The organism is uncultured Roseobacter sp., assembly GCF_947488185.1.
Taxonomy (GTDB): domain Bacteria; phylum Pseudomonadota; class Alphaproteobacteria; order Rhodobacterales; family Rhodobacteraceae; genus Roseobacter.
In genome coordinates, this window is sequence record NZ_CANKYM010000006.1 from 1 (window position 1) to 20,893 (window position 20,893).

Annotated in this window: 20 protein-coding genes; 12 read left to right on the forward strand and 8 right to left on the reverse strand. The window is 62.9% G+C overall.

The window, feature by feature from the left end; translation table 11 throughout:
• Positions 1 to 10: 10 nt before the first annotated feature.
• The 3 genes from puhE (at position 11) to Q1A52_RS20470 (ending at position 2,550) form a co-directional block, all read left to right on the forward strand.
• On the forward strand, positions 11 to 847 hold the full coding sequence (gene puhE / locus Q1A52_RS20460; protein ID WP_300019545.1) for a putative photosynthetic complex assembly protein PuhE: 837 nt from the start codon (positions 11 to 13) through the stop codon (positions 845 to 847).
• On the forward strand, positions 837 to 2,051 hold the full coding sequence (hemA, locus tag Q1A52_RS20465) for a 5-aminolevulinate synthase (RefSeq protein ID WP_300019547.1): 1,215 nt from the start codon (positions 837 to 839) through the stop codon (positions 2,049 to 2,051). The genes puhE and hemA overlap by 11 nt, the downstream gene beginning before the upstream one ends.
• Before the next feature lie 73 nt (positions 2,052 to 2,124).
• The gene (locus tag Q1A52_RS20470; RefSeq protein WP_299783925.1) at positions 2,125 to 2,550 is read left to right on the forward strand and encodes a c-type cytochrome; all 426 of its coding nucleotides are present in this window, start codon (positions 2,125 to 2,127) and stop codon (positions 2,548 to 2,550) included.
• Between the two features lie 73 nt (positions 2,551 to 2,623).
• Here Q1A52_RS20470 and Q1A52_RS20475 read toward each other — a convergent pair whose 3' ends face one another.
• Together Q1A52_RS20475 and Q1A52_RS20480 are read right to left on the reverse strand one after the other, a co-directional pair.
• Positions 2,624 to 3,301, reverse strand: a complete 678-nt coding sequence (locus tag Q1A52_RS20475; RefSeq protein WP_300019549.1) for an HD domain-containing protein — start codon at positions 3,299 to 3,301, stop codon at positions 2,624 to 2,626.
• Positions 3,298 to 3,978: a hypothetical protein gene (locus Q1A52_RS20480; RefSeq protein WP_300019551.1), complete on the reverse strand. Its 681-nt coding sequence runs from the start codon at positions 3,976 to 3,978 to the stop codon at positions 3,298 to 3,300. The genes Q1A52_RS20475 and Q1A52_RS20480 overlap by 4 nt, the downstream gene beginning before the upstream one ends.
• A 497-nt stretch (positions 3,979 to 4,475) precedes the next feature.
• Between Q1A52_RS20480 and Q1A52_RS20485 the strand changes: the two genes are divergently transcribed.
• Together Q1A52_RS20485 and Q1A52_RS20490 are read left to right on the forward strand one after the other, a co-directional pair.
• Positions 4,476 to 5,780 (forward strand): AAA family ATPase, encoded by a 1,305-nt coding sequence (locus tag Q1A52_RS20485; RefSeq protein WP_300019553.1) that lies wholly within the window; start codon positions 4,476 to 4,478, stop codon positions 5,778 to 5,780.
• Complete coding sequence (locus Q1A52_RS20490; protein ID WP_300019555.1) at positions 5,777 to 6,832, forward strand: ParB N-terminal domain-containing protein; 1,056 nt, start codon at positions 5,777 to 5,779, stop codon at positions 6,830 to 6,832. Before Q1A52_RS20485 ends, Q1A52_RS20490 begins: the two co-directional genes overlap by 4 nt.
• On the opposite strand, the gene bchO is transcribed toward Q1A52_RS20490, so the two are convergent.
• Genes bchO through crtA form a run of 4 tightly spaced genes read right to left on the reverse strand, consistent with a single transcriptional unit; the run spans position 6,829 to position 11,065 of the window.
• A complete protein-coding gene (gene bchO, locus Q1A52_RS20495) occupies positions 6,829 to 7,692 on the reverse strand; it encodes an alpha/beta fold hydrolase BchO (protein WP_300019557.1) in 864 nt (287 codons plus the stop codon). The genes Q1A52_RS20490 and bchO overlap by 4 nt on opposite strands.
• A gap of 6 nt (positions 7,693 to 7,698) precedes the next feature.
• On the reverse strand, positions 7,699 to 9,351 hold the full coding sequence (locus tag Q1A52_RS20500; protein WP_300019559.1) for a magnesium chelatase subunit D: 1,653 nt from the start codon (positions 9,349 to 9,351) through the stop codon (positions 7,699 to 7,701).
• Positions 9,348 to 10,352 carry a magnesium chelatase ATPase subunit I gene (gene bchI, locus Q1A52_RS20505; RefSeq protein ID WP_300019561.1) on the reverse strand — a complete coding sequence of 335 codons (1,005 nt, stop codon included), beginning with the start codon at positions 10,350 to 10,352 and terminating at the stop codon, positions 9,348 to 9,350. The genes Q1A52_RS20500 and bchI overlap by 4 nt, the downstream gene beginning before the upstream one ends.
• The gene (crtA, locus tag Q1A52_RS20510; protein ID WP_300019563.1) at positions 10,349 to 11,065 is read right to left on the reverse strand and encodes a spheroidene monooxygenase; all 717 of its coding nucleotides are present in this window, start codon (positions 11,063 to 11,065) and stop codon (positions 10,349 to 10,351) included. The genes bchI and crtA overlap by 4 nt, the downstream gene beginning before the upstream one ends.
• Before the next feature lie 106 nt (positions 11,066 to 11,171).
• Here crtA and Q1A52_RS20515 point away from each other — a divergent pair, with 106 nt between their 5' ends.
• The 3 genes from Q1A52_RS20515 to Q1A52_RS20525 are packed head-to-tail and all read left to right on the forward strand — an operon-like array spanning position 11,172 to position 14,262.
• Positions 11,172 to 12,716 (forward strand): phytoene desaturase, encoded by a 1,545-nt coding sequence (locus Q1A52_RS20515; protein ID WP_300019565.1) that lies wholly within the window; start codon positions 11,172 to 11,174, stop codon positions 12,714 to 12,716.
• Positions 12,717 to 12,737: 21 nt separating this feature from the next.
• Positions 12,738 to 13,775, forward strand: a complete 1,038-nt coding sequence (crtB, locus tag Q1A52_RS20520) for a 15-cis-phytoene synthase (protein ID WP_300019567.1) — start codon at positions 12,738 to 12,740, stop codon at positions 13,773 to 13,775.
• A gap of 4 nt (positions 13,776 to 13,779) precedes the next feature.
• A complete protein-coding gene (locus Q1A52_RS20525) occupies positions 13,780 to 14,262 on the forward strand; it encodes a TspO/MBR family protein (RefSeq protein WP_300019569.1) in 483 nt (160 codons plus the stop codon).
• A gap of 3 nt (positions 14,263 to 14,265) precedes the next feature.
• Here the strand turns inward: Q1A52_RS20525 and crtC are convergent, their stop codons facing one another.
• On the reverse strand, positions 14,266 to 15,138 hold the full coding sequence (gene crtC / locus Q1A52_RS20530) for a carotenoid 1,2-hydratase (protein ID WP_300019738.1): 873 nt from the start codon (positions 15,136 to 15,138) through the stop codon (positions 14,266 to 14,268).
• Positions 15,135 to 16,685: a 1-hydroxycarotenoid 3,4-desaturase CrtD gene (crtD, locus tag Q1A52_RS20535; RefSeq protein ID WP_300019571.1), complete on the reverse strand. Its 1,551-nt coding sequence runs from the start codon at positions 16,683 to 16,685 to the stop codon at positions 15,135 to 15,137. Before crtD ends, crtC begins: the two co-directional genes overlap by 4 nt.
• A gap of 93 nt (positions 16,686 to 16,778) precedes the next feature.
• On the opposite strand from crtD, the gene Q1A52_RS20540 reads away from it, so the two are divergent.
• From Q1A52_RS20540 to Q1A52_RS20555, 4 genes are all read left to right on the forward strand, one after another.
• A complete protein-coding gene (locus tag Q1A52_RS20540; RefSeq protein ID WP_299783898.1) occupies positions 16,779 to 17,663 on the forward strand; it encodes a polyprenyl synthetase family protein in 885 nt (294 codons plus the stop codon).
• The gene (locus tag Q1A52_RS20545; RefSeq protein ID WP_300019573.1) at positions 17,656 to 18,780 is read left to right on the forward strand and encodes a methyltransferase; all 1,125 of its coding nucleotides are present in this window, start codon (positions 17,656 to 17,658) and stop codon (positions 18,778 to 18,780) included. Before Q1A52_RS20540 ends, Q1A52_RS20545 begins: the two co-directional genes overlap by 8 nt.
• A 128-nt stretch (positions 18,781 to 18,908) precedes the next feature.
• Positions 18,909 to 19,850: a chlorophyll synthesis pathway protein BchC gene (bchC, locus tag Q1A52_RS20550; RefSeq protein WP_300019575.1), complete on the forward strand. Its 942-nt coding sequence runs from the start codon at positions 18,909 to 18,911 to the stop codon at positions 19,848 to 19,850.
• Positions 19,847 to 20,878 (forward strand): chlorophyllide a reductase iron protein subunit X, encoded by a 1,032-nt coding sequence (locus Q1A52_RS20555; RefSeq protein ID WP_300019577.1) that lies wholly within the window; start codon positions 19,847 to 19,849, stop codon positions 20,876 to 20,878. The genes bchC and Q1A52_RS20555 overlap by 4 nt, the downstream gene beginning before the upstream one ends.
• The last annotated feature ends 15 nt before the right edge of the window (positions 20,879 to 20,893 follow it).

Sequence of the window (20,893 nt, forward strand, 5' to 3'; positions counted from 1 at the left end):
GACGTGACCCGTGAGCCTCTGGACGCCTGCCCTTTTTGCGCTGTTTTTGTGGTGGTTTTCCACCGGTGCGATCCTTTGGGTGGTCAAATCTGCAGATCGCAACGGGTTTGCCGCCCGCAAACGCGCGGTGCTGCTGGGTCTGCCGTTCCTCGGGCTTGGCTGTCTGGGTTTCTGGGCCTCGCTGCAGGATACGTCGGCTTTCGGGGCCTACATGGGCTTTGTTGCGGCTCTGGCGATCTGGGGCTGGATCGAGCTGGCGTTCCTGACCGGGATCATCACCGGGCCCAACGACCACAAACTGCCTGAGAATGTCCCGGAATGGGAGCGGTTTATTCGCGCCTGGGGCACGCTCGCCTACCACGAGATGCTGCTAGTTGCGACGCTCATTGCCATGGTGCTGATCGACTGGAATCTGGGCGCCGAGAACAAATTCGCCACCTGGACCTTTGCGGTGCTGTTCTTCGCGCGTCTCTCCGCCAAGCTGAACCTGTTTTTCGGCGTGCCCAAGATCAACATCGATTTCCTGCCCGGAGCGCTCGCCCATCTGCCGAGCCACTTCCGGCACCGCGCCATGAACTGGTTTTTCCCGATCTCCATCACCGCGCTGACCTTTGCCGCAGCCTGCTGGCTGGAACGGCTCTATGCCGCCGAGACCGCAGGCGCCACCGCAGGGTTCACCCTGCTGACCGCCATCACTGCCTTGGCGCTTTTCGAGCACTGGATGATGGTGTTGCCGATCCCGGACGAGAAACTCTGGCGCTGGATGATGCCAACTGACGCGCCGACAAAAAATCAAAATCAACCTATACCGACAGCTAAAATCAAGGGGGGACATCATGGACTTTGATGCACTGTTCCAGACACAGCTCGATGAGCTCAAAAACGATGGCAACTACCGCATCTTCGCGGAACTGGAGCGCAAGGCAGGGGCCTTTCCGACCGCGAAATGCCATGATGAGGACAGCCCTGATCACGTCACCGTCTGGTGCTCGAACGACTATCTGGGCATGGGGCAGCACCCCTCTGTCATCAACGCGATGAAGGAGGCGATCGACAACTGTGGCGCTGGCGCAGGTGGCACGCGCAACATCTCGGGCACCAACCACAATCACAAACTGCTGGAGGCGGAACTGGCCGACCTGCACGGCAAGGAACAGGCGCTGCTCTTTACCTCGGGCTATGTCTCGAACTGGGCGGCGCTCAGCACGCTGGGCGCGCGGATCCCCGATTGTGTGATCCTCAGCGACGAGCTGAACCATGCCTCGATGATCGAGGGCATCCGGCATTCCCGCGCCAACAAGGTGCTGTGGCGGCATAACGACCCGGAAGACCTGGACCGCAAACTGGCCGCCCTGCCCGCCAACGCGCCAAAGATCGTGGCGTTTGAGAGCGTCTATTCCATGGATGGCGACATCTGCCCGATGCAAGAGATCGTCGAAGTGGCCGAGAAGCATGGTGCCATGACCTATCTCGACGAGGTGCACGCGGTGGGCCTCTACGGACCGCACGGTGGTGGCATTTCGGAACGCGAAGGGCTGGCGGACCGCATCACCCTGATCGAAGGCACCCTGGGCAAGGCCTACGGCGTCGTGGGCGGCTATATCACGGGTTCTGAGGCCCTATGCGACTTTATCCGGTCCTTTGCCTCCGGTTTCATCTTCACAACCGCCCTGCCCCCCGCTGTGGCGGCCGCCGCGCAAACCTCGATCCGGCACCTCAAGCAGTCCGACCAAGAGCGCATTCTCCAACGCGAGCGCGTCGCTTACCTGCGCAAACGGCTGGATATGGAGGGTATCCCGCATCTGGACAACCCCAGCCATATCATCCCCGTGATGATCAAGGACCCGGTCAAGTGCCGCATGATCGCGGACTACCTGATGCAGCAGTACGGAATCTACGTACAGCCCATCAACTACCCGACCGTCCCGAAGGGCACCGAACGGCTGCGCTTCACTCCCTCCCCGCTGCACAGTGTCGATGATATCGAAAAACTTGTGCTCGCGCTCAAGGAGCTGTGGAAGCAATGCGCAATATCGCACGCAGTGGCCTGAGCGCGCGACATTGTGACTGTTGACTCTGATCGATATCTCCTACGTTGTACCCCAAGCAACTAAGGAGATAACGATGATACGTACCTTTGCAGCCATCATAGCGATCAGCTTTGCCGCCCCGGCATTCGCCGACGGCCATTCGGCAGGTGACGCAGCAGCTGGCGAAAAGACCTTCAACAAGTGCAAGTCCTGCCACATGATCGAGACGGATGACGGCGAGGTGATCGTCAAGGGCGGGAAGACCGGCCCGAACCTCTATGGTGTTATCGGTCGCCAAGCCGGCAGTGCTGACTTCCGCTATGGCGATGACCTGGTTGCCGCCGGAGAAGCCGGCCTCGTCTGGGATGAAACGACCCTGGCGGAATACACAGCGGACCCCCGCGAATTCCTGCGCACCTATCTTGACGATTCCAAAGCCAAATCGCGCATGGCCTTCAAGTTGAAAAAAGGTGGCGAAGACGTTGCAGCCTACCTCGCTTCGGTAGGCCCACAGAGCTAAACCTGACGAACACACAACAAGCCGTCGCTCGTGACCCGGGCGGTGGCTATATTTTTGCCTGCACCTTGACGCTTTAATGTGAAACGGTCATCGCGTCAGGCAAAACCTCTTCCAGCAACCCATTCAGGAAATCTCGCACTTTATCGTGCCGCACCCGCGCAAGCCGCCGTCCTGTGGCGGTCTGAAAAGAACCGGTCAACGTCAACAGCTTGGTTTGGAAATGATCCATGGCAAAGGCCCGGTCATCAAGCGCCCGGCGATCTGCCCCCGGATCGAACAGGTCACAGATTGGCCGGTTCATCTGGCCCGACACATGAAAACAGCGCGCGATCCCGATATGCCCTATGGCGTCCAGCCGGTCCGCGTCCTGTAGTATCTTCGCCTCCAGCGTAGTCGGTACAATACCAGCAGAAAAGCTATGGGCCTCAATGGCATGTCTTACTTTTTCGACATCCCCTGCGGTCCAGTTCAGGCTGTCCAGCACGCGTCCCGCCTTTTCGGCTGCCATGCTCGAAGCAGATAATCTCAACGGTGAATCCTTCGGCACGTGAACGCAATCGTGCAACAATGTCGCGGCTGTCAGGACCGACCTGTCACCGCCTTCCTCTGCCATGAGCCTTTCGGCGTTCCCCCAGACGCGCAGGAGATGCCCGACATCATGCGCTGCATCCATCGGCTCGCTGATGGTGGCCTGCAGCAAGTGTTCCGCAAGCTCTTGATAGGGTGCAAACCGGCTGGCAACCGACCTCATACGACAATCCTGACCTCTGCCACATCGGCGTCGACATCCTGACAAGCCGCCAGCAAGCGGCGCTCCAGATGCGTCTGCACGTAGGCCGCGTGAAAGCGGGACGGAGCGCGCAGGGTCAAACGCCCCCCTGCCCTTTCCGCACGTTCCAGCGCCGCGATCCAGCTGGCATATGTGCCTGCGTCCTCGGTATGCAGGACAAGCCGCGCCAACGCCCATTCCGTACCGTTGGAGACGTCGGGGGCGGCAACGGATCCGCGTACGGGCAAGGGCACGACCTGCGGTGGCGTATCCCCCTGACCCATGCGCACTTCGAAGTCAGAACCGACGCAGGCCCATGTGACGGCAGTGTCCGCCAACAGCTGCTCGATCCCCAGCCCGTATTGCGTCACACGTCCGCGCGCGCCTTGGCGTTTCACCACCAGCCAGCCCCGGCCCCGCAGCAGTGCCATCTCCCGTTTCACGGTGCGTTCATCAACGGACCACAGCCGCGCGATTTCGCGCTGCCCCACGGCAAGCTCGTCGCGGGCCCAATTGTACCGCGCGGTGATCAGGGTCATCAGTCGGAGCGCTCTGCGCTGATCATGCTTGCCCTGCGACAGGGCAAAAGCCCCCAAAGCGGTCAACAGATCATATTTGCGTGCAGACGCCCCACGACCAACCGGTTTCGTGGAAAGCATGGAACTGCCCTCATTTTATGTGATGTACGGCCATTGGCCGGTACTGCCTCAGAAACGGGCTGATGTGTCAGCCTCTCTCGGCTCGGTCTGGAAAACCCGCCGCTTTTCAATGTGGTTCCCTGATTTGCGTCCGATTGAACGATTCTGTCAAGCTTGAAGTAATTCGAGTGCTGGTGACACGCCTCAAATCAGAAAGAAAAACTGGTTTAAAGGTATTGGGGGACGTTCAATATGTCCCCTATTTCTATAGTTTTGTCCCCCAATAGGATGTGGGGTGATAAAAACCGTCCCCCAATATCTCGTCCTATCACGAGGGGCAGTGTCTCCTGCAGGGAATCACCACAGTAATGCATATCCCCTTTGTACCCACGTCCCTTGTGTCTGCGGAAATCTGCTCTTGTGACCATATTCGCTTTTGCATTTTTCTCCAAATCCGCGTAAATCTGGAAAAAACAAGAATTAGCGTCCCCGCGGGGACATAAGAATACAGGCATTCCATGTTTACACATACGGATCTGGCACGGCTGCAGGCGCAATCTCTTAAGATGCAGGGGTTCATTCGGCAGCAGACCTATAGCCCGCAGAACGAAAAGACCCTGCGCCGCTTTTCCAGCTGGGAAGTGGCCGAGCTGATTTTCAAGGTGAACCAGTCGACTATGCGTGGACGGCTCGCGGCGGACCCTACCCTGCCCCAGGGCACCGTGGAGGCCGATGGCCGCCAGCATTGGTACAGCCTCGAAGAAATCAACGAGCTGCGCCGCCGCCTCAAGGTGAACCGCAAGTCTCTGATGCCCTATCGCCCCGTCGGCAAACGGGCGATGCGGGCGGCCATTGCGAACTTCAAAGGCGGCGCGGGAAAGTCCACTGTCGCCCTGCACTTTGCCCATGCCGCGGCCCTGGACGGCTACCGCGTACTCTGCGTCGATTTTGACCCGCAGGCGACGCTCAGCCATTCGATGGGCCTCAGCGATGTGGCCGAGGAGTACACCGTCTGGGGCATCATGGCGCGCGATCTGGCGAGCGAGACGGAACGGATGAACCGCGCCAGCCAAGGGGCGGAGAGCGGCACCGCCCTGCCCCAACGCCGCCTGCCCGCCAGCATCACCGACATGGGGCTTGCTGACCTGCGCGCCGCGGATTTCATCAAACCGACGAACTGGCCAACCATCGATATCGTGCCCTCCTGCGCCAATGCGGCCTTTGTGGAGTTTGCCTCTGCCCAATACCGGCACCTGAACCCCGAATGGTCGTTCTTTGCTGCTGTCTCGCGCTTTCTCGATCAGCTGCCTGCCGATGCCTACGACCTGGTGTTGTTCGACTGCCCGCCCGCCATTGGCTACCAGTCGATGAACGCGGTCTTCGCCGCCGACATGCTCTACATCCCCTCCGGTCCCGGCTACTGGGAGTACGACAGCACCACGTCCTTCATCGGTCAGCTGTCCGAGGCGCTGGAGGATCTCAGCCGTTTCAACGGGCTTGTCCCCGCGGGGACAATGAACCTGCCCAAGGTGTTTCTGGACTTGCGGTTCCTGCTCACTAGGTTCGAGCCCAACAACGACCTGCACCGCGCGATGCAGCAGGCCTTCATCAAGGTCTGGGGCGATAGGGTCGCCGAACACCCGATTGAAATGACCCGCGCGGTGGAGCAATCGGGCCGGTTCCTGTCGTCGATCTACGAGATCGACTACCGCGACATGACACGCGAAACCTGGCGACGGGCCCGGGCGAGTTTCGATCAGGCCTACGGGGAGTTTCACAGACATCTCTGCGCGGCATGGGATCAATTGGAGGATGAGGCATGAGCAAGCGGCGCGTCTTTGACATCGACTTCGACGAGGCGGCTGTCCCCGCGGGGACAGACGAGGCCCCTGCCCGCCGTGGACCCATGGCAGCGGCGATTTCCGAGAACGCCGACGCCCTGAGCGCGCGTCAGGCTGCAGAGGCCGAGATCCGGGCCGAGAATGACCGGCTGGCTCATGAATACGTGGCGCTCAAGAAAAACGGCCAGATTGTCGGGATGGTGGCGCTGGACCAGATCACGGCAGTGAAACTGACCCGGGATCGGTCGGCGGATCGCGATCCGGAGCTGGACGAATTGAAAGCCTCCATTCTGGCCGTGGGCCTGTCTAATCCGATCCACGTAGAGGAAGTTGCCGACGGCTATGAGCTCATTCAGGGCTTTCGTCGTCTTAGCGCCTACCGCGAGCTCTTTGCCGAAACCGGTGAGGCGCGCTTTGCGCAGATCCCCGCGACGCTGCAGGCGCGCGGTGCGCAGCTCGATCACCTCTACCGGCGCATGGTGGATGAAAACCTCGTGCGGCGCGATATCTCCTTTGCGGAGATGGCGCAGCTGGCCATGTCCTATGCCAGCCGGAGCGGGCAAAGCGTGGCGTCGGCGATCGAGGCGCTCTATGCCTCTGCCGGACGGCAAAAACGCAGCTACATCCGGCATTTTGCACAGCTGCTGACGGTGCTGGGCGGGGATTTGAAGCACCCCGAGGTGATCCCCCGGGCCACGGGCTTGAGCCTGGTGAAACTGCTGGAGGAAAACCAGCGCTTTGCCGGACAGGTGCGCGCGGTGCTGAACAGCCAGTCGGATCGCGATGCCGCCCTGGAGCTCTCCTTGCTGCGCAGCGCCGTCAGTGGCGGGCAGGCTAAGCCGAAAAAGGCTAAGGCGCCGACGTCCAGATCTTCCGCCAAGACCACCATCAAACTGAACCGTCCGGAGGGGGTTGCGAAATGTACTGCGTCCTCCGGGCGGTTCGAGGTGACGCTGGATCATGACTTCGGGTCTATTGAGCCGCGTCGGCTGGAGGCTGCCGCGCGCGCGTTTCTGGACAGTCTCAAGGATTAGGTTTTCAGGAAATCCCTGATATGTGCCGCAACTTCTTTCGGCGCTTCTTCATGAGCGAGATGGCCGAGGCTCGGCAGATCGATCACGCGTGCGTCACGCATGCGCTTTGCCGCTTCGTGAGAAACCTTTGCCGGGACCGCGCCATCCTTGCCGCCTGCGAGGAACAGCACCTGGCTCGCAATCTCAGGCAACGCGCGCGACAATTCGGTCAGGGACCATTGCGACATCATGAGCAATGTGGCGTCCACATGATCACGATCTGCCACCAGGCGACGGTAAAGATCCAGGCCCTCCGCGTCCAGTTCAGAGCCTGTACCCCTTATTAGAGCCTTGATCCGCGCAGGCGATCCGGAGGTGGCCGAGAACAGGCTGGCGCTGAACGGAATGGCCGCCAGCATCTTGGCGAGCGCGGGAAAGAGCACGCCAGCGATGCCGTCGAATGTGTCCAGTGCGGGATTGATCCCGGCAATTCTGAGAGGTTGTCCCCGCGGGGACAGCATCATTTGCGACAGTCTCAACGCCAGCGCGCAACCTGCGGAATGGCCGATGATGATGTCGGGGTGCCAGTCTTCCTGATCGCAGAGCGCCTTGATGTCTTCGGCCATGGGGTTCAGTCCGCATCGATGTCTGGCCCCGAGCTGGGTGAACCCTTGCCCGGGCAAGTCGAGCGCAACGATATGATAGCTTTCCCGAAACTTGGCCATCAGCCCGCGCATGGAGTGGGTGCTGCCCCCGGCGCCGTGCAGCATCAGCATCGTCGGACCTGCGCCCGTTTCCTGAATGTGCCACCTGTGCGGTGCGGCAAGCACCTGGCGCGACAGCGCCGCATTCGGCCAATCTGGAGGGGGTGGCCAGCGCATGGGCCGCTACCCCTGCAGAGCGGCGCTCACAGCGCCTGTGAGCGCCTGTGCGTCTGCGCGGGGCAATGGGAGGTACTGGCCGTCGAATTGGCCTGCCAGGGCCTTCAGGCCCGCCTGTGGGCGCGTTGACATGTCGATGACCAGCGTCTGAATGCCGTGGGCACGAAAAACACGGGCCGTCTGTTCGGCGTCCTCCATCGCTTGGGTGCGGTTCGTGCTGCCATCCAGCGCGATATTCGCGCGCCCGTCGGTCAGCACGATCAATGTAGGCGTGAGGCCCTTGCTGCGTGTCTGTGTGGCCAGTGCCAGCGCCTGCTGCAATCCGGTGGCCAAAGGCGTGCCGCCGCCGCCGGGCAGGCTGGCCAAACGCCGTTTGGTCTGCACCAGGGATCGGGTCGGCGGCAACAGCAGGTCGGCGGTGGTTCCTCTGAAAGAAATCAGCGCCACGTGATCACGCGCCGCATAGGCCTGCGCCAGCAGCAGTTCAACGGCGCCCTTGGCTTCGTTCAGGCGGGAAACGGCTGCGGAGCCGGAGGCGTCCACGGCAAAGATCAACAGCCGGTCGGACTGTTCGACATAGCGTTTCAGCCGGATATCAGACGGGCGGATCAGCAGTCCCGGCGTATCCGGCTGGGCCTTGCGTCGGATCGGCTGCCACGGCGCGGCGGCGCGCAGGGTCGCTATGAGATCGATCCGGCTGCGGCCGTCCAGCCTGCCGGGCCGGGAGGGCAGGGGCCGTCCCCGCCGATTGCCCTTGCGCTTTTGACCCGCGCCGTCTCCGCCCATGCGCCGTTCTGTCCCCGCAGGGACAAGCCCGGCCAGAAGGTCCGGCGGAAGAAGCGCCCGCACCGCTTCAACCAGCATGTCGCCTTCTGGCATGGGGGGCGACGCGTCGCTTTCAGCTTCTTGGCCCGTTTCGGGATTGGGGGGCGGGGGCGCCTCGCTTTCTGGTTCGGCTTGCGGCAGGCGTGTTGCCCGGTGCGGGAACACGAGACGTGCTGCGACCTCCAGATCCGTCTGTTCCAGAGAAGTGCGCTTATGGGTGGCGGCGTGCACGCGGGCGACACGCAAGGCCATCAGCGGCGCGCGCAAGCTGTCGATGCCAAACTGTGCCGCCAGCAAGGCCAGCGTCTTTGCATCTGCCGCGGAGGCTGTCACCGCTGCGGGCGTCACCGACAGTGTCCCCGCGGGGACAACCCGCCAGTCTTTTGGCATGCGACCCTCCGGCGCGATGTGAAACGGCAGGCGTTCGGCGAGGGCAGGGGGGAGGGTTTCATCCGGCTCGGCGCCCTCGTCGAGCGCGATGAGGCAATGACCGATATCGCGATCCATCTGATGGGCCAGCTTGGCGGCCAGATCGCTGCCGCAACGCTCGGCCATCCCGATAACCATCGTGCGTGGATCAGATAATATTCCTTTATTTTCAATTATTTGACTGGAATTCAAGGTTGCGCTGAGGTCGAGGCCTCCAAACAATTGCTCGTCGGAAATAGAGGGGTGCAGTCGCCGCATGTGCAGCGATTCCAGGGGGGTGAGCAGCCGGTCGCGCTCCGGGCTGGCACGCATGCGGATGGTTGTGCCCGCCAGGTATCCGGGGGCGGACAGCAGCAGGCGCAGGCAGAGCGCCGCACGCGCCCAGCTGTCCGCGTCCGGCGTCACCCCAGAACCTCGTCGACGGTGCGCAGGACGCGGGTTCCGGATCCGGCTTCATCCAGCGGATCGCGGCGCAGGCGATGGGAGAGGGCGGAGGGGGCCACTGCCCGCAAATGGTCACGGCTCAGTTTCCGCTTTCCCTGATAGGCGGCCAGCGCGCGGGCGGTGCGCAGCAGTGTCAATTCTCCGCGCAGCCCATCGGATCCAAGGGCGATACAGAGCGCGGCGCAATCCTCCAGAATAGGCTCAGGGGTTGCGATTTTCGGCAGCCGTTTGCGGGCTTTCAGGATCGTGTCGCGGATTTTTGCGTCCTCGGCACCGTAGTGGGCCATGAACGCGGCGTGATCGGTCTCGAAGGCATCGCGGCGTTTGATCACCTCGACCCGTTCTGCGACGTCATTGGGGGACCGTACTTCGACGGACAGGCCAAACCGGTCGAGCAGTTGCGGGCGCAATTCGCCCTCTTCGGGGTTGCCGGATCCGACCAGCACGAAACGCGCGGCGTGGCGGATTGACAGCCCTTCGCGTTCCACGACGTTCTCGCCGGATTGCGCGACGTCCAGAAGCAGATCAACGATGTGATCCTCCAGCAGATTGACCTCATCGATGTAGAGATAGCCGCGATTGGCACGGGCCAGCAGGCCGGGTTCAAACGCCTTTTCCCCGCGCGTCAGGGCGCGTTCGATGTCCAGCGCGCCGACCACCCGATCTTCGGTCGCGCCCAAGGGCAGATCAATGACGGGCGTCGGGCGGGAGACCAGGTTTTTCGACCCTAACTCGGCCCATTCGGGGCATTCCGCGCTTTTGGCGGAGTTGACGGGGCAGCTTTCCACAGCCCGAATAGAGGGCAGCAGGGCCGCTAGCGCCCGCACGGCGGTGGATTTGCCGGTGCCCCGGTCGCCGAAAACCAGAACCCCGCCGATACCGGGATCAACCGCCGTCAGCACCATGGCCTGTTTCATGGCCTCCTGACCGACGATGGCGGAGAAAGGGAAGGGGGTGTTCATAGGTGCAGATCCAACGTGTCGAGCGGGCTCTTTCCGCCCCAGGAGCCGGTGTCGCCGAGAATGGCGAAACGGGCATAGAGTTCTTCGGAAAACCAGTTCCCGTCCCGTACGGCGCGAATGGCCGCCGCATGGGGTCCGTTTTCGCGGGCAAATCCGGCCATGGCGCTGGCATCCGGCCAGATGGAGAAGGTGATCTGATGTAAGAGCGGCACCTCGCCAATACCGATCTTGAAGATGACGTTCCGGTCTGCCCCGATCATCCGGCTGATATCCGGCACACGTCGCCAGAACTTGAGCGCGATGGCAGGCTTGATCGTTGCGCGGGTCAGGGCGGCGAGGGGGCCTTTGGACGTCTTCGCAGTGGCATAAAAGGGCGTTTTTCCCGACCACTGGCCCCGCGCCGACGTGGTTTCCAGAAATACCGTCCAGTTTTCTGACGCGCGACGGCGATAGCGCGTGTAGATCCGGGCGCTTTCGATCTGGGTGCGCGCCGTCATCTCATCCGGCCAACTGGCCAGAATCGCATAGACGGCGGTGTTGGGCAGGGGCGTGAAGCCTTCGCCCGTACCGGAGCCGCAGAGCTTCCAGAAACCGATGCCCGGCGCCTTTGGCAGGGCAAAGCGTGCAAAGCCCATCATCGCAAGTGCCCAGAGCCGCGCGGTTGGGCGCGCAAAGCGAAAAAAGCTCAAAGATACAATGGGTGTGTCGGTCATTGCGCGCGGTATTTGTCCCAAGTGTCAAGTAAGTCTGACACGCAAAAGCCCGAATTGGAAGAACGCAATTGTCAAGTTAACTAGACACATCTACTGTACGAATGTGATGACACGTGTTGATCCCATCGAATCTGCTGAGGCCGCCACGGCGGGACGAAACCGGGCGATTGTGATCGGTGCGGGCCTGGGCGGGCTGGCGGCGGCGATGCGGCTGGGGGCAAAGGGCTACCGGGTCACGGTCATCGACAAGCTGGATGTGCCCGGCGGGCGGGGGTCGGCCATCTGGCAGGACGGACATCGGTTCGATCTGGGGCCGACAATCGTGACTGTACCACAGCTTTACCGTGATCTCTGGGCGGCCTGCGGGCGGGATTTCGATGCGGATGTGACGCTGACGTCTCTCGATCCCTTTTACGAAATCCGCTGGCCGGACGGCACGACCTTCGTTGCGCAGCAGGACACCGACAAGCTGCGCGCCGAGGTGGCAAAGCTTGCGCCCGATGATGTTGCCGGGTTCGACCGTTTTCTGAAAGACAGTGCCGCGCGCTATTGGTTCGGGTTCGAGGATCTGGGCCGTCGGTCGATGCATCAGCTCTGGGAGCTGATCAAGGTGCTGCCCACCTTTGCGATGCTCCGCGCGGATCGGTCGGTTTATACCCATGCGGCGCGGCGCGTGAAGGACGAAAAACTGCGCATGGCGCTGAGTTTTCATCCACTGTTCATCGGCGGTGACCCGATGCGTGTCACGTCGATGTATATCCTCGTGGCCTATCTCGAGAAGGAATTCGGGGTGCATTATGCCATGGGAGGTCTGGCGGGCATGGCACGCGCCATGGCGGATGTGATCGAGGATCAGGGCGGCACGCTGCTGATGGAGACGGAGGTGGATGAGATCGTCGTCCGCGACGGCGCCGTGACCGGCGTGCGGCTGGCCTCCGGTCTGGAAATGGGCGCCGATGTGGTGATCTCCAATGCGGATTCCGGGCACACCTACAACACCCTTTTGCGCAATCACGAAAAACGCCGCTGGACGCCGAAACGTCTGGCGCGGACACGCTATTCGATGAGCCTGTTTGTCTGGTATTTCGGCACCAAAGGCACTGCGGATCAGTGGCCGGATGTGGGTCATCACACCATTCTGAACGGGCCGCGCTATACCGGGCTGCTCAGGGATATCTTCATCAAGGGCAAGCTCTGCGATGATATGAGCCTTTACGTACATCGCCCGTCGGTGACGGACCCGTCCGTGGCGCCCGAGGGTGATGACAGTTTCTATGTGCTCAGCCCGGTGCCGCATCTGGGGCATGACAACGGTGTCGATTGGGCGGAGGAAGAGCCACGCTACAAGGCGAAGATGCTCAAGGTGCTGGAGGATCAGCTGTTGCCCGGGTTGGGGGAGACAATCAGCACCGAAGTTGTGTTCACACCCGAAACTTTTCGGGACCGCTACCTCAGCCCCTTTGGCGCTGGGTTTTCCATCGAGCCGCGCATTCTCCAAAGCGCGTGGTTTCGCCCGCATAATGTCTCCGAAGAGGCGAAGGGTCTCTATCTGGTAGGTGCAGGCACGCATCCCGGGGCAGGGGTGCCGGGGGTGATTTCCACGGCTGAAGTATTGAGCGCTCTGGTGCCGGATGCGGAGCCGGTCCGATGAGGATGCAAGGGAGGATGCCCAGTGATTGCGCCTGCTGATCTTGACCACTGCCGCGAGGCGATCCGGCATGGATCGCTGTCCTTTCATGCAGCGTCCCGTCTGTTGCCCGCGCGGGTGCGTGACCCGGCGTTGGCGCTCTATGCCTTTTGCCGGTTGGCGGATGACGAGGTTGATCTGAAGGCCGAGAAGATAGAGGCGGTGTTGCGGCTGCGCGACCGGCTGGATGCGGTTTATGCGGGTCAGCCGCAGAATGCGGCGCCAGACCGGGCCTTTGCTGCGATTGTCGAGGATTTTCAGATGCCCCGCGCGCTGCCCGATGCCCTGCTGGAAGGGCTCGCGTGGGACGCGGAGGGGCGCCGATATCACACGCTGTCCGACGTGCGGTCGTATTCCGCCCGGGTTGCCTCCGCCGTGGGGGCGATGATGTGTGTGCTGATGGGCGTGCGGGATGCGGATGCGCTGGCGCGGGCCTGCGATCTGGGCGTGGCGATGCAACTAACCAATATCGCGCGCGACGTGGGCGAGGATGCCCTGGAAAACCGTATCTACTTGCCGCTCGACTGGCTGGACGAGGCGGGCATGGACGTCGAGGATTTCCTTGCCAACCCAAAACCCACCAAGGCCCTGCGCAAGATGGTCAAACGTCTGGTGATGGAGGCGAACCGGCTTTACATGCGCTCGGAGGCCGGGGTCGGGGCTTTGCCGCGCGGGTGTCGGCCGGGGATTTACGCCGCGCGGTTCATCTATGCGGGGATCGGTGGGCAGCTGACGGCGATGGGGTACGATTCCATCTCGGCCCGGGCGCGTACGAGCAAGGCACAGAAAATCGGCTGGCTGGGGCAGTCGATGCTCTTGACTGCGGCGGGTCTGGTGATGCCGCGATCGCCGGTGCTTTATGCCAAACCGCTGCCCGAAGTGCAGTTCCTGGTCTCGGCGGCGGCGCGCAACACGACCGCGACATCGCGCAGCGATACGCTGATTTCGGTGCTGGCGACGCTGGAGGCGCGCAGGCAGGCGCAACGTGAGCGCTTGACCGGTCGCAGGACTGGTCTTACCTAGGCGCATGTTCTGGTTCCTCTTCTGCATCTTTGTCGCGGCCTGTTTGGCGGCAGGCGTCACCGGCGGGCTGTTTGCGCCCGGTCCCTGGTATCGCAGCCTCGACAAGCCCTGGTTCACCCCGCCCGATTGGGTGTTTCCGGTTACATGGATGGTGCTTTACATCTGTATCGCGACCGCCGGGGCGCGGGTTGCGATGCTGGAAAACAACGGGGTTGCGATGGCCTTCTGGGCGCTGCAGATCGCGTTCAATGGGTTGTGGACACCGGTTTTCTTTGGTCTCAAAAACATACGCCTCGGTATGGCGATTGTCTCGCTGCTCTGGCTGTCGGTGTTCTGCGGGATTTTGGCGATGTGGTCACTGGATGTGATCGCTGCCCTGCTGTTCGTGCCCTACCTGATCTGGGTGACCATCGCAGCGGCGCTGAACGCGGGCGTCTGGCGGTTGAACCCGGAGGTCGCGCGCCACCCGCCGCCGGTGCCGTCTTAAAGGCTAGTCGAAACTCCACTGCCGACGGCGGGGCACGCGCACGGCCAGCATCGGTTTGATCAACGGGCTGCGGAACCGCCGCAGGTCCAGCGCTTCGTGCACGCCGGTGACGCGTTCCTTGCCCAGCTGAATTTCCACAGCCGAGCGTGTGTAGAAGGGCGCGTCCAGCATGCCGAGCCTTTGTTTGGGCGCAGGTCCCGGATCGGACCGGGTTTCGCGCTTTACCGCCCAGAGGCTGCGGGGCAGGCGGGTCTTGGGGGGCAAGGGGATCGCCGTGCCGTGCCCGTCGCCGTCAAAATGGAACCCTGCCGCGAGCTGTGAGCCGTCCAGCCGGGTGGCGTCGTAGAAACACGTGGCCCCGCCGCCAGTCGGAAACCGACCCCATGTCCAATAACTGAAATCCTCTTCGAGGGCGCGGGTGCCGAAATTGGCGTCGAAATATCCTTCGCCCTCCCACTGCCAACCCGGTCGGTCGATGGCGACCTCGATCCGTGATTTCGGCGCAAAGGGGCGCCAGATATGCGCGCCATCCTCGGTCAGTGGCAGTTCCACGGATGTCAGCGCCGAGGGGGTCACGCGGATCTGCCCGCGCAGGCGGTTGATCAGCGGTGGCCCGGAGACCTCGTCGATGTCGATGATCAGCTGCGCGCCATTCCAGCGCATCATGGAGGGTCCAACCTCAAGCCGCGAGGCGGTCTGGCGCAGGGCGGAGGCCCCGCGATCCGTCATGGCAAAGCGCCCGCCCGGACCATAGGTCGCCACGTTGATGCAGACGTGGTTGTGCGGGTTTTTGCGCCCGGACCAGCGGTACCAGGGTGAGAAGACCGACCCGATGAACCCGATCACGGAGACCGCGCGGGTGCCGCAATCGCTCAGGCCGTCGACATACCACCACGCATAGCCGTTTGGCCCGACTTTGATGTCGAAGTTTGGCCGCGCAAGATCGCCTCGGCCGCGTGCCGGGCGGAGAGGGTGGCCATCGGCAGGCCCGCGCCCGGATGTGTCCCGCCGCCCGCCAGCCACAGCCCCCGGATCGGCGTCTGCGCCGTGGGTCGTTGCAGCGCAGCGGTCAGCCCGTGCGGCGTTTGCCCGTAGAGCGCGCCCTGCGTTTCGGGGAACATCTCGGCGAAATGCTGCGGTGTCGTGATCGTTGTGGCGGTCGGTGTCGGCGACATAGTCACGCCCATATCCGCCATCCTCTGCATGATCTGATGATGCCATAGGTCCAAATCCGTTGGAGGGGTGAGTGTTGAGGTGGCCGGCGCGTTCGAGATGATCTCAAAGCGCTCCTGTGTGCAAGGGGGGCTGTCCTGGCCGCGATCCTCGGCGCAGAGATAAAGCGTCGGGTCGCGGGGGATTTTTCCGGCCATCAGGTCGTCGAATTCCGACCGGGGATCATCGGCGAAAAAGACGTTGTGATGGGCGAGGTCGACCCCCGAGGGGATCGCGGCAAAGCTGTGTACGCGCGCCGAGAAGGACCGGGGCAGTCTGACGGTTTGCGGCGCAACGCAGGTCAGAGCGGCACCCATGCTGCCAGTGGCCAGCGCGCGCGGATCCCCGGCATAGACAATCGTGTCGGCGTCCAGCTGGTCACCGCCGTTGATTTCTACGCCAGTGACCGCCCCGCCGATAACATCGATCCGGTCGACATGGGTGTTGCGGCGCAGGTGGACACCCCGATCCAACGCAAGCCGGGTCAGGGCATCGGTCAGCGCATGCATCCCCCCTTTGACGACCCAGACACCTGCGGATTCCGCCTGCCAGATCAGCGACAGGATCGCCGGGCTGAGATGCGGCGCGCCGCCGACATAGGTGGCATAGCGGCCAAAAAGCTGCGCCAGACGCGGATCGCTGAACTGCTTTTTCAGACATGCCGCCAGCGTCGACAGCGGGGCCATGGCGGGGATCAGCGTCGGCTGGCGCAGCACATGCGGGATCAGCTGTGCCATCCGGGGGCGGGGGGCCTGCATCATCGGCGCGTCAAAGGCCGCGAACAGCCGGGCGGTTTGGGCATTGAAACGCTGGAAGTCGTCAGCGGCCTTGCCGCCCGCGAAATCGGCGATGGCGGCTGTGGTGGCGTCCGCATCGGCATGCAGGTCAAGGCGGCTGCCGTCAGGCCAGAAATGCCGGGCGAGGATGTCCTGTTTGATCAGCGTCACATGATCGTCGAGCCGCGCGCCCGCGCAGGCAAAAAGCGCATCGAAGACATGGCGCAGGGTCAGCACCGTGGGGCCCGCATCCACCGGTCCGGCGTCGCTCGGGAGGGTCCTGATCTTGCCGCCAGTGTGACCGTGGCGTTCCAGAAGCGTGACGGACATGCCACCGGTGGCCAGCCTGAGCGCTGTGGCCAGCCCGGCAATACCCGCACCGATCACGATGGCCTCCGGGCGCGGGCGTCTCAGGGAAGGGGTCTTAACAGCCATAGGGGATTGTTGACTCGCAGCAGCAATGTGTCCAGTATGATTTACACTTTAGTGTCGAAAATATATGACACTCTGCCGGTGAAAGGATCCCCCATGGGCATGACCTCCCGAATCGAAGCGGCAATTTCCTCGGCAGTTTCCGTGGGGCAGGGGAGGGGCGCCGTGCCACCCCGGCTGGCCTCGGCGCTGGGATATGCGACCGCGCCCGGGGGCGCACGCATAAGGCCCACCATTCTGACATCTGTGGCGATGGCCTGCGGGGACGACAAGCCCGGGCTGACCGATGCCGCCGCCTCCGCACTGGAGATGATCCATTGCGCCAGCCTCGTACATGACGATCTGCCCTGTTTCGATGACGCGGATGTGCGCCGGGGCAAGGCGTCGGTTCACAAGGCCTATTCCGAACCACTGGCCGTGCTGACCGGGGACAGCCTGATCGTGCTGGCCTTCGAGACGTTGGCGCGGCAGTCGGCGCACGCCCCGGACCGTGTGGCACAGATGATCCTGACGCTGGCACAGCGTACCGGCATGCCGGGTGGCATCTGCGCGGGGCAGGGGTGGGAGAGCGAGGCGGAGATCGACCTCTCGGCCTACCATCAGGCCAAAACCGGGGCGCTGTTCATTGCTGCGACGCAAATGGGTGCGGTTGCCGCCGGTCAGGAGGCAGAGCCCTGGTTTGAACTGGGCGCGCGGATTGGCGAGGCATTCCAGGTGGCCGACGATTTACGCGATGCGCTCTACGATGAAGAAACTCTGGGCAAGCCCGCCGGTCAGGATGATCTGCACGGGCGTCCCAACGCGGTGTCGCTGCTGGGCGTGCAGGGCGCGATCTCGCGGCTGAAGGATATTCTGGGCGGGGCAATTGCCTCGATCCCCTCTTGTCCGGGAGAGGCGCAGCTGGCCGAGATGGTGCGCACCTATGCCGAGAGGCTGACACCCGTCGCGCCCCATGTGACCGCCACGCGCAGCAATGTCTGACACCGCTGGCGACATGCCGGGCTGGCGTGGTGGCTGGCTGAACCGGCTGGTCGCACGCCCCGGCTTTCAAAGCTGGGCCAGTAAATTCCCCCTGACCCGCAGGCAGGCGCGCAAGGATGGCGCGCTGCTTTTCGATGTGGTGCAGGGGTTCGTGCAAAGCCAGGTGCTGATGGCGCTGGTGGAGCTCGATATTCTCAAACGTCTGCGTGCGGGGCCGCAAAGCGCAGATCTGCTGGGACGCGCGACAGACATTCCGGCGGACCGGATGCGGGTGCTGCTGCAGGCTGCCGCGGCGCTGGACCTGCTCAAGCGGGACCGCAGGGGGGCGTACCGGTTGGCGCGTAAGGGGGCGGCGCTGATGGGCGTGCCGGGGCTGGAGGCGATGATCCGTCATCACCGCGCTTTCTACGCCGATCTGGCCGATCCGGTTGCTTTGCTGCAGGGGCCAATGCAGACCGAGCTATCGGAATTCTGGCCCTACGTCTTTGGCGCGCGCGGGGACATTGATCCGGACGTGGCTGCCAAATATTCCGACCTGATGGCGCAAAGCCAGCGGCTGGTGGCAGAGGACACGCTGCGTGCCGTTTCGCTCAAAGGCACGCACTGCTTGCTGGATGTGGGCGGCGGCACCGGCGCCTTTCTTGAGGCAGCCGGGCGACAGGCCACGGGGCTGCAGATGATGCTCTTCGATCTGCCGCAGGTGGTGTCGGCGGCGCGGGTGCGGCTCAATGCGGCGGGTATGGGGGACCGGGTGACCATCCACGCCGGATCGTTTCGGGAGGATCCCTTGCCGCTGGGTGCAGATGCGCTTTCGTTGATCCGGGTGCTCTACGATCATTCTGATGACACCGTGCGCAACCTGCTGGCGGCGGCCTTCGCGGCGCTGCCGCCGGGTGGTCGTCTTATCATTTCGGAGCCGATGGGTGGGGGCGCGTCCCCCGATCCGGCGGGGGACGTCTATTTCGCTTTCTACACGCTGGCGATGCAGACCGGGCGTGTGCGTTCGGCTGATGAGATATCCGACCTTTGTGCGACCGCAGGATTTGTGGACATGCGCAGCCGGAAACCGGCGCGGGCTTACGTCACGCGGGTGCTGACGGCGCGCAAGCCGCAATAGTGTCTTTGGCGAACTGTCCAATTTAGTTGACACAATTGTATGTAAGATTAAACTGACAGTGACAGCATGAGCTGCGGGATGAGTCTTTGACGGAGATCAAAAGCGATCACGCCAGCGAGGAGAGAGATTTGGAAACCACCGCCGTTCTCCTGAAAGGTCCACGCGATCTTGATGTAGATACCCTGACGCTCACACCGCCGGGGCCTGCGGATCTGGTGGTCGATATCCAGCACTCCGGTATTTCCACAGGAACGGAAAAGCTCTTCTGGACAGGGGATATGCCGCCCTTTCCGGGCATGGGTTACCCGCTGGTCCCGGGCTATGAGGCCGTCGGCGAAGTGGTCGAAGCCGCCCCGGCGACGGGGTACCGGCCCGGCGATCATGTCTTTGTCCCGGGGGCGAATTGTTATGACGGGGCTTTCGGGCTTTTTGGCGGCGCCGCGTCCCGGATTGTAACCGCAGCAGATCGTGTGACGCGAATCGATGCGGGCCTTGGCGCGCAGGGGGCGCTGCTGGCGCTGGCGGCCACGGCGCGCCACACGATGGCCGGATTGAACAAGTCCGTGCCCGACCTGATCGTGGGTCACGGTGTGCTGGGTCGCTTGCTGGCCCGCCTGACAATCGCCGCCGGTGCACCCGCGCCCACCGTCTGGGAGATCGACCCGGCACGGCGGGGCGGAGCCATGGGCTATGAGGTGATCGCCCCCGAGGACGATACGCGCCGCGACTACATGTCCGTCTATGATGCCTCGGGCAGCATGGAAGTGCTGAACGATCTGGTGGCCGCTCTGGGTAAGGGCGGTGAGGTCGTGCTGGCAGGCTTCTACAAAGAACCCATTCGTTTTGATTTCCCCCCGGCCTTCATGAAGGAGGCGCGGTTCCGGGTTGCTGCCGAATGGACCCATGACGATCTGGCCGCCACCCGCGCGCTGGTGGAAAGCGGCACGCTGAGCCTGGATGGGCTGATCACCCATGAGACGGGCGCGGATCAGGCCCCGTCGGCGTACCGGCAGGCCTTCACCGATGCGGATTGCCTGAAGATGATTTTGAACTGGAAGGACGTGGCGTGAAAGATGGTATCGACACCAAGACCCCGGCTGCGGGCGACGTGCCAGACCTGAAGGACTTCGACAAGCGCCTGCGCGAGGAGGCCTCCGAGCCGACGCTGGAAGTGCCGCAGAGCGAACCCACCTCGAAAACGCAGATCATCGCGATCTATGGCAAAGGCGGGATTGGCAAGAGCTTCACGCTGGCCAACCTCAGCCACATGATGGCCGAACAGGGCAAGCGCGTGCTGCTGATCGGCTGTGACCCGAAATCTGATACCACCTCTCTGCTCTTTGGCGGCAAGGCCTGTCCGACGATTATCGAAACCTCGACGGCCAAGAAGCTGGCGGGCGAAGAGGTGAAGATCGGCGACGTCTGTTTCAAACGCGGCGGCGTCTTTGCGATGGAGCTGGGTGGCCCCGAGGTCGGACGCGGCTGTGGCGGGCGCGGGATCATCCATGGGTTCGAGCTTCTGGAGAAGCTTGGTTTTCACGATTGGGATTTTGACTACGTGCTGCTGGATTTCCTTGGCGACGTGGTCTGCGGCGGCTTTGGCTTGCCGATCGCTCGGGATATGGCGCAGAAGGTGATCTTGGTTGCGTCGAACGATCTGCAATCGCTTTATGTCGCCAACAACGTCTGCTCGGCAGTGGAATACTTCCGCAAGCTGGGCGGTAATGTCGGTGTCGCGGGTCTCGTGATCAACAAGGACGATGGGACTGGGGAGGCCGCGGCCTTTGCCGAGGCCGTCGACATTCCGGTTCTCGCGGCGATTCCGCAGGACGACGATTTGCGCAAGAAATCCGCGAACTACCAGATTGTCGGCACGGCGCAATCGCAGTGGGGTTCGCTGTTTGCAGAGCTTGGCGACAATGTCGCTGTGGCTCCGCCGGTGCGGCCCGCGCCGCTTGATCAGGATGGGTTGCTGGGACTCTTCGATGCCTCCGAGACGGGGGGTGACGTCGTGCTCGAACCTGCCTCTGACGCGGATATGCGGGGCAAGAACGCCGCGCCCAAACCGTCGCTGGAGGTCGTTTATGACGAAGCCTGAGTGCATCGAAAAAAC

Excerpts from the sequence above, each read along its gene's own strand:
- hemA (WP_300019547.1), top strand. The coding sequence starts at position 837 with ATGGACTTTGATGCACTGTTCCAGACACAGCTCGATGAGCTCAAAAAC.
- Q1A52_RS20470 (WP_299783925.1), top strand. The coding sequence starts at position 2,125 with ATGATACGTACCTTTGCAGCCATCATAGCGATCAGCTTTGCCGCCCCG.
- Q1A52_RS20475 (WP_300019549.1), bottom strand. The coding sequence starts at position 3,301 with ATGAGGTCGGTTGCCAGCCGGTTTGCACCCTATCAAGAGCTTGCGGAA.
- Q1A52_RS20480 (WP_300019551.1), bottom strand. The coding sequence starts at position 3,978 with ATGCTTTCCACGAAACCGGTTGGTCGTGGGGCGTCTGCACGCAAATAT.
- Q1A52_RS20485 (WP_300019553.1), top strand. The coding sequence starts at position 4,476 with ATGTTTACACATACGGATCTGGCACGGCTGCAGGCGCAATCTCTTAAG.
- Q1A52_RS20490 (WP_300019555.1), top strand. The coding sequence starts at position 5,777 with ATGAGCAAGCGGCGCGTCTTTGACATCGACTTCGACGAGGCGGCTGTC.
- bchO (WP_300019557.1), bottom strand. The coding sequence starts at position 7,692 with ATGCGCTGGCCACCCCCTCCAGATTGGCCGAATGCGGCGCTGTCGCGC.
- bchI (WP_300019561.1), bottom strand. The coding sequence starts at position 10,352 with ATGAACACCCCCTTCCCTTTCTCCGCCATCGTCGGTCAGGAGGCCATG.
- crtA (WP_300019563.1), bottom strand. The coding sequence starts at position 11,065 with ATGACCGACACACCCATTGTATCTTTGAGCTTTTTTCGCTTTGCGCGC.
- Q1A52_RS20515 (WP_300019565.1), top strand. The coding sequence starts at position 11,172 with ATGACACGTGTTGATCCCATCGAATCTGCTGAGGCCGCCACGGCGGGA.
- Q1A52_RS20525 (WP_300019569.1), top strand. The coding sequence starts at position 13,780 with ATGTTCTGGTTCCTCTTCTGCATCTTTGTCGCGGCCTGTTTGGCGGCA.
- crtD (WP_300019571.1), bottom strand. The coding sequence starts at position 16,685 with ATGGCTGTTAAGACCCCTTCCCTGAGACGCCCGCGCCCGGAGGCCATC.
- Q1A52_RS20540 (WP_299783898.1), top strand. The coding sequence starts at position 16,779 with ATGGGCATGACCTCCCGAATCGAAGCGGCAATTTCCTCGGCAGTTTCC.
- Q1A52_RS20545 (WP_300019573.1), top strand. The coding sequence starts at position 17,656 with ATGTCTGACACCGCTGGCGACATGCCGGGCTGGCGTGGTGGCTGGCTG.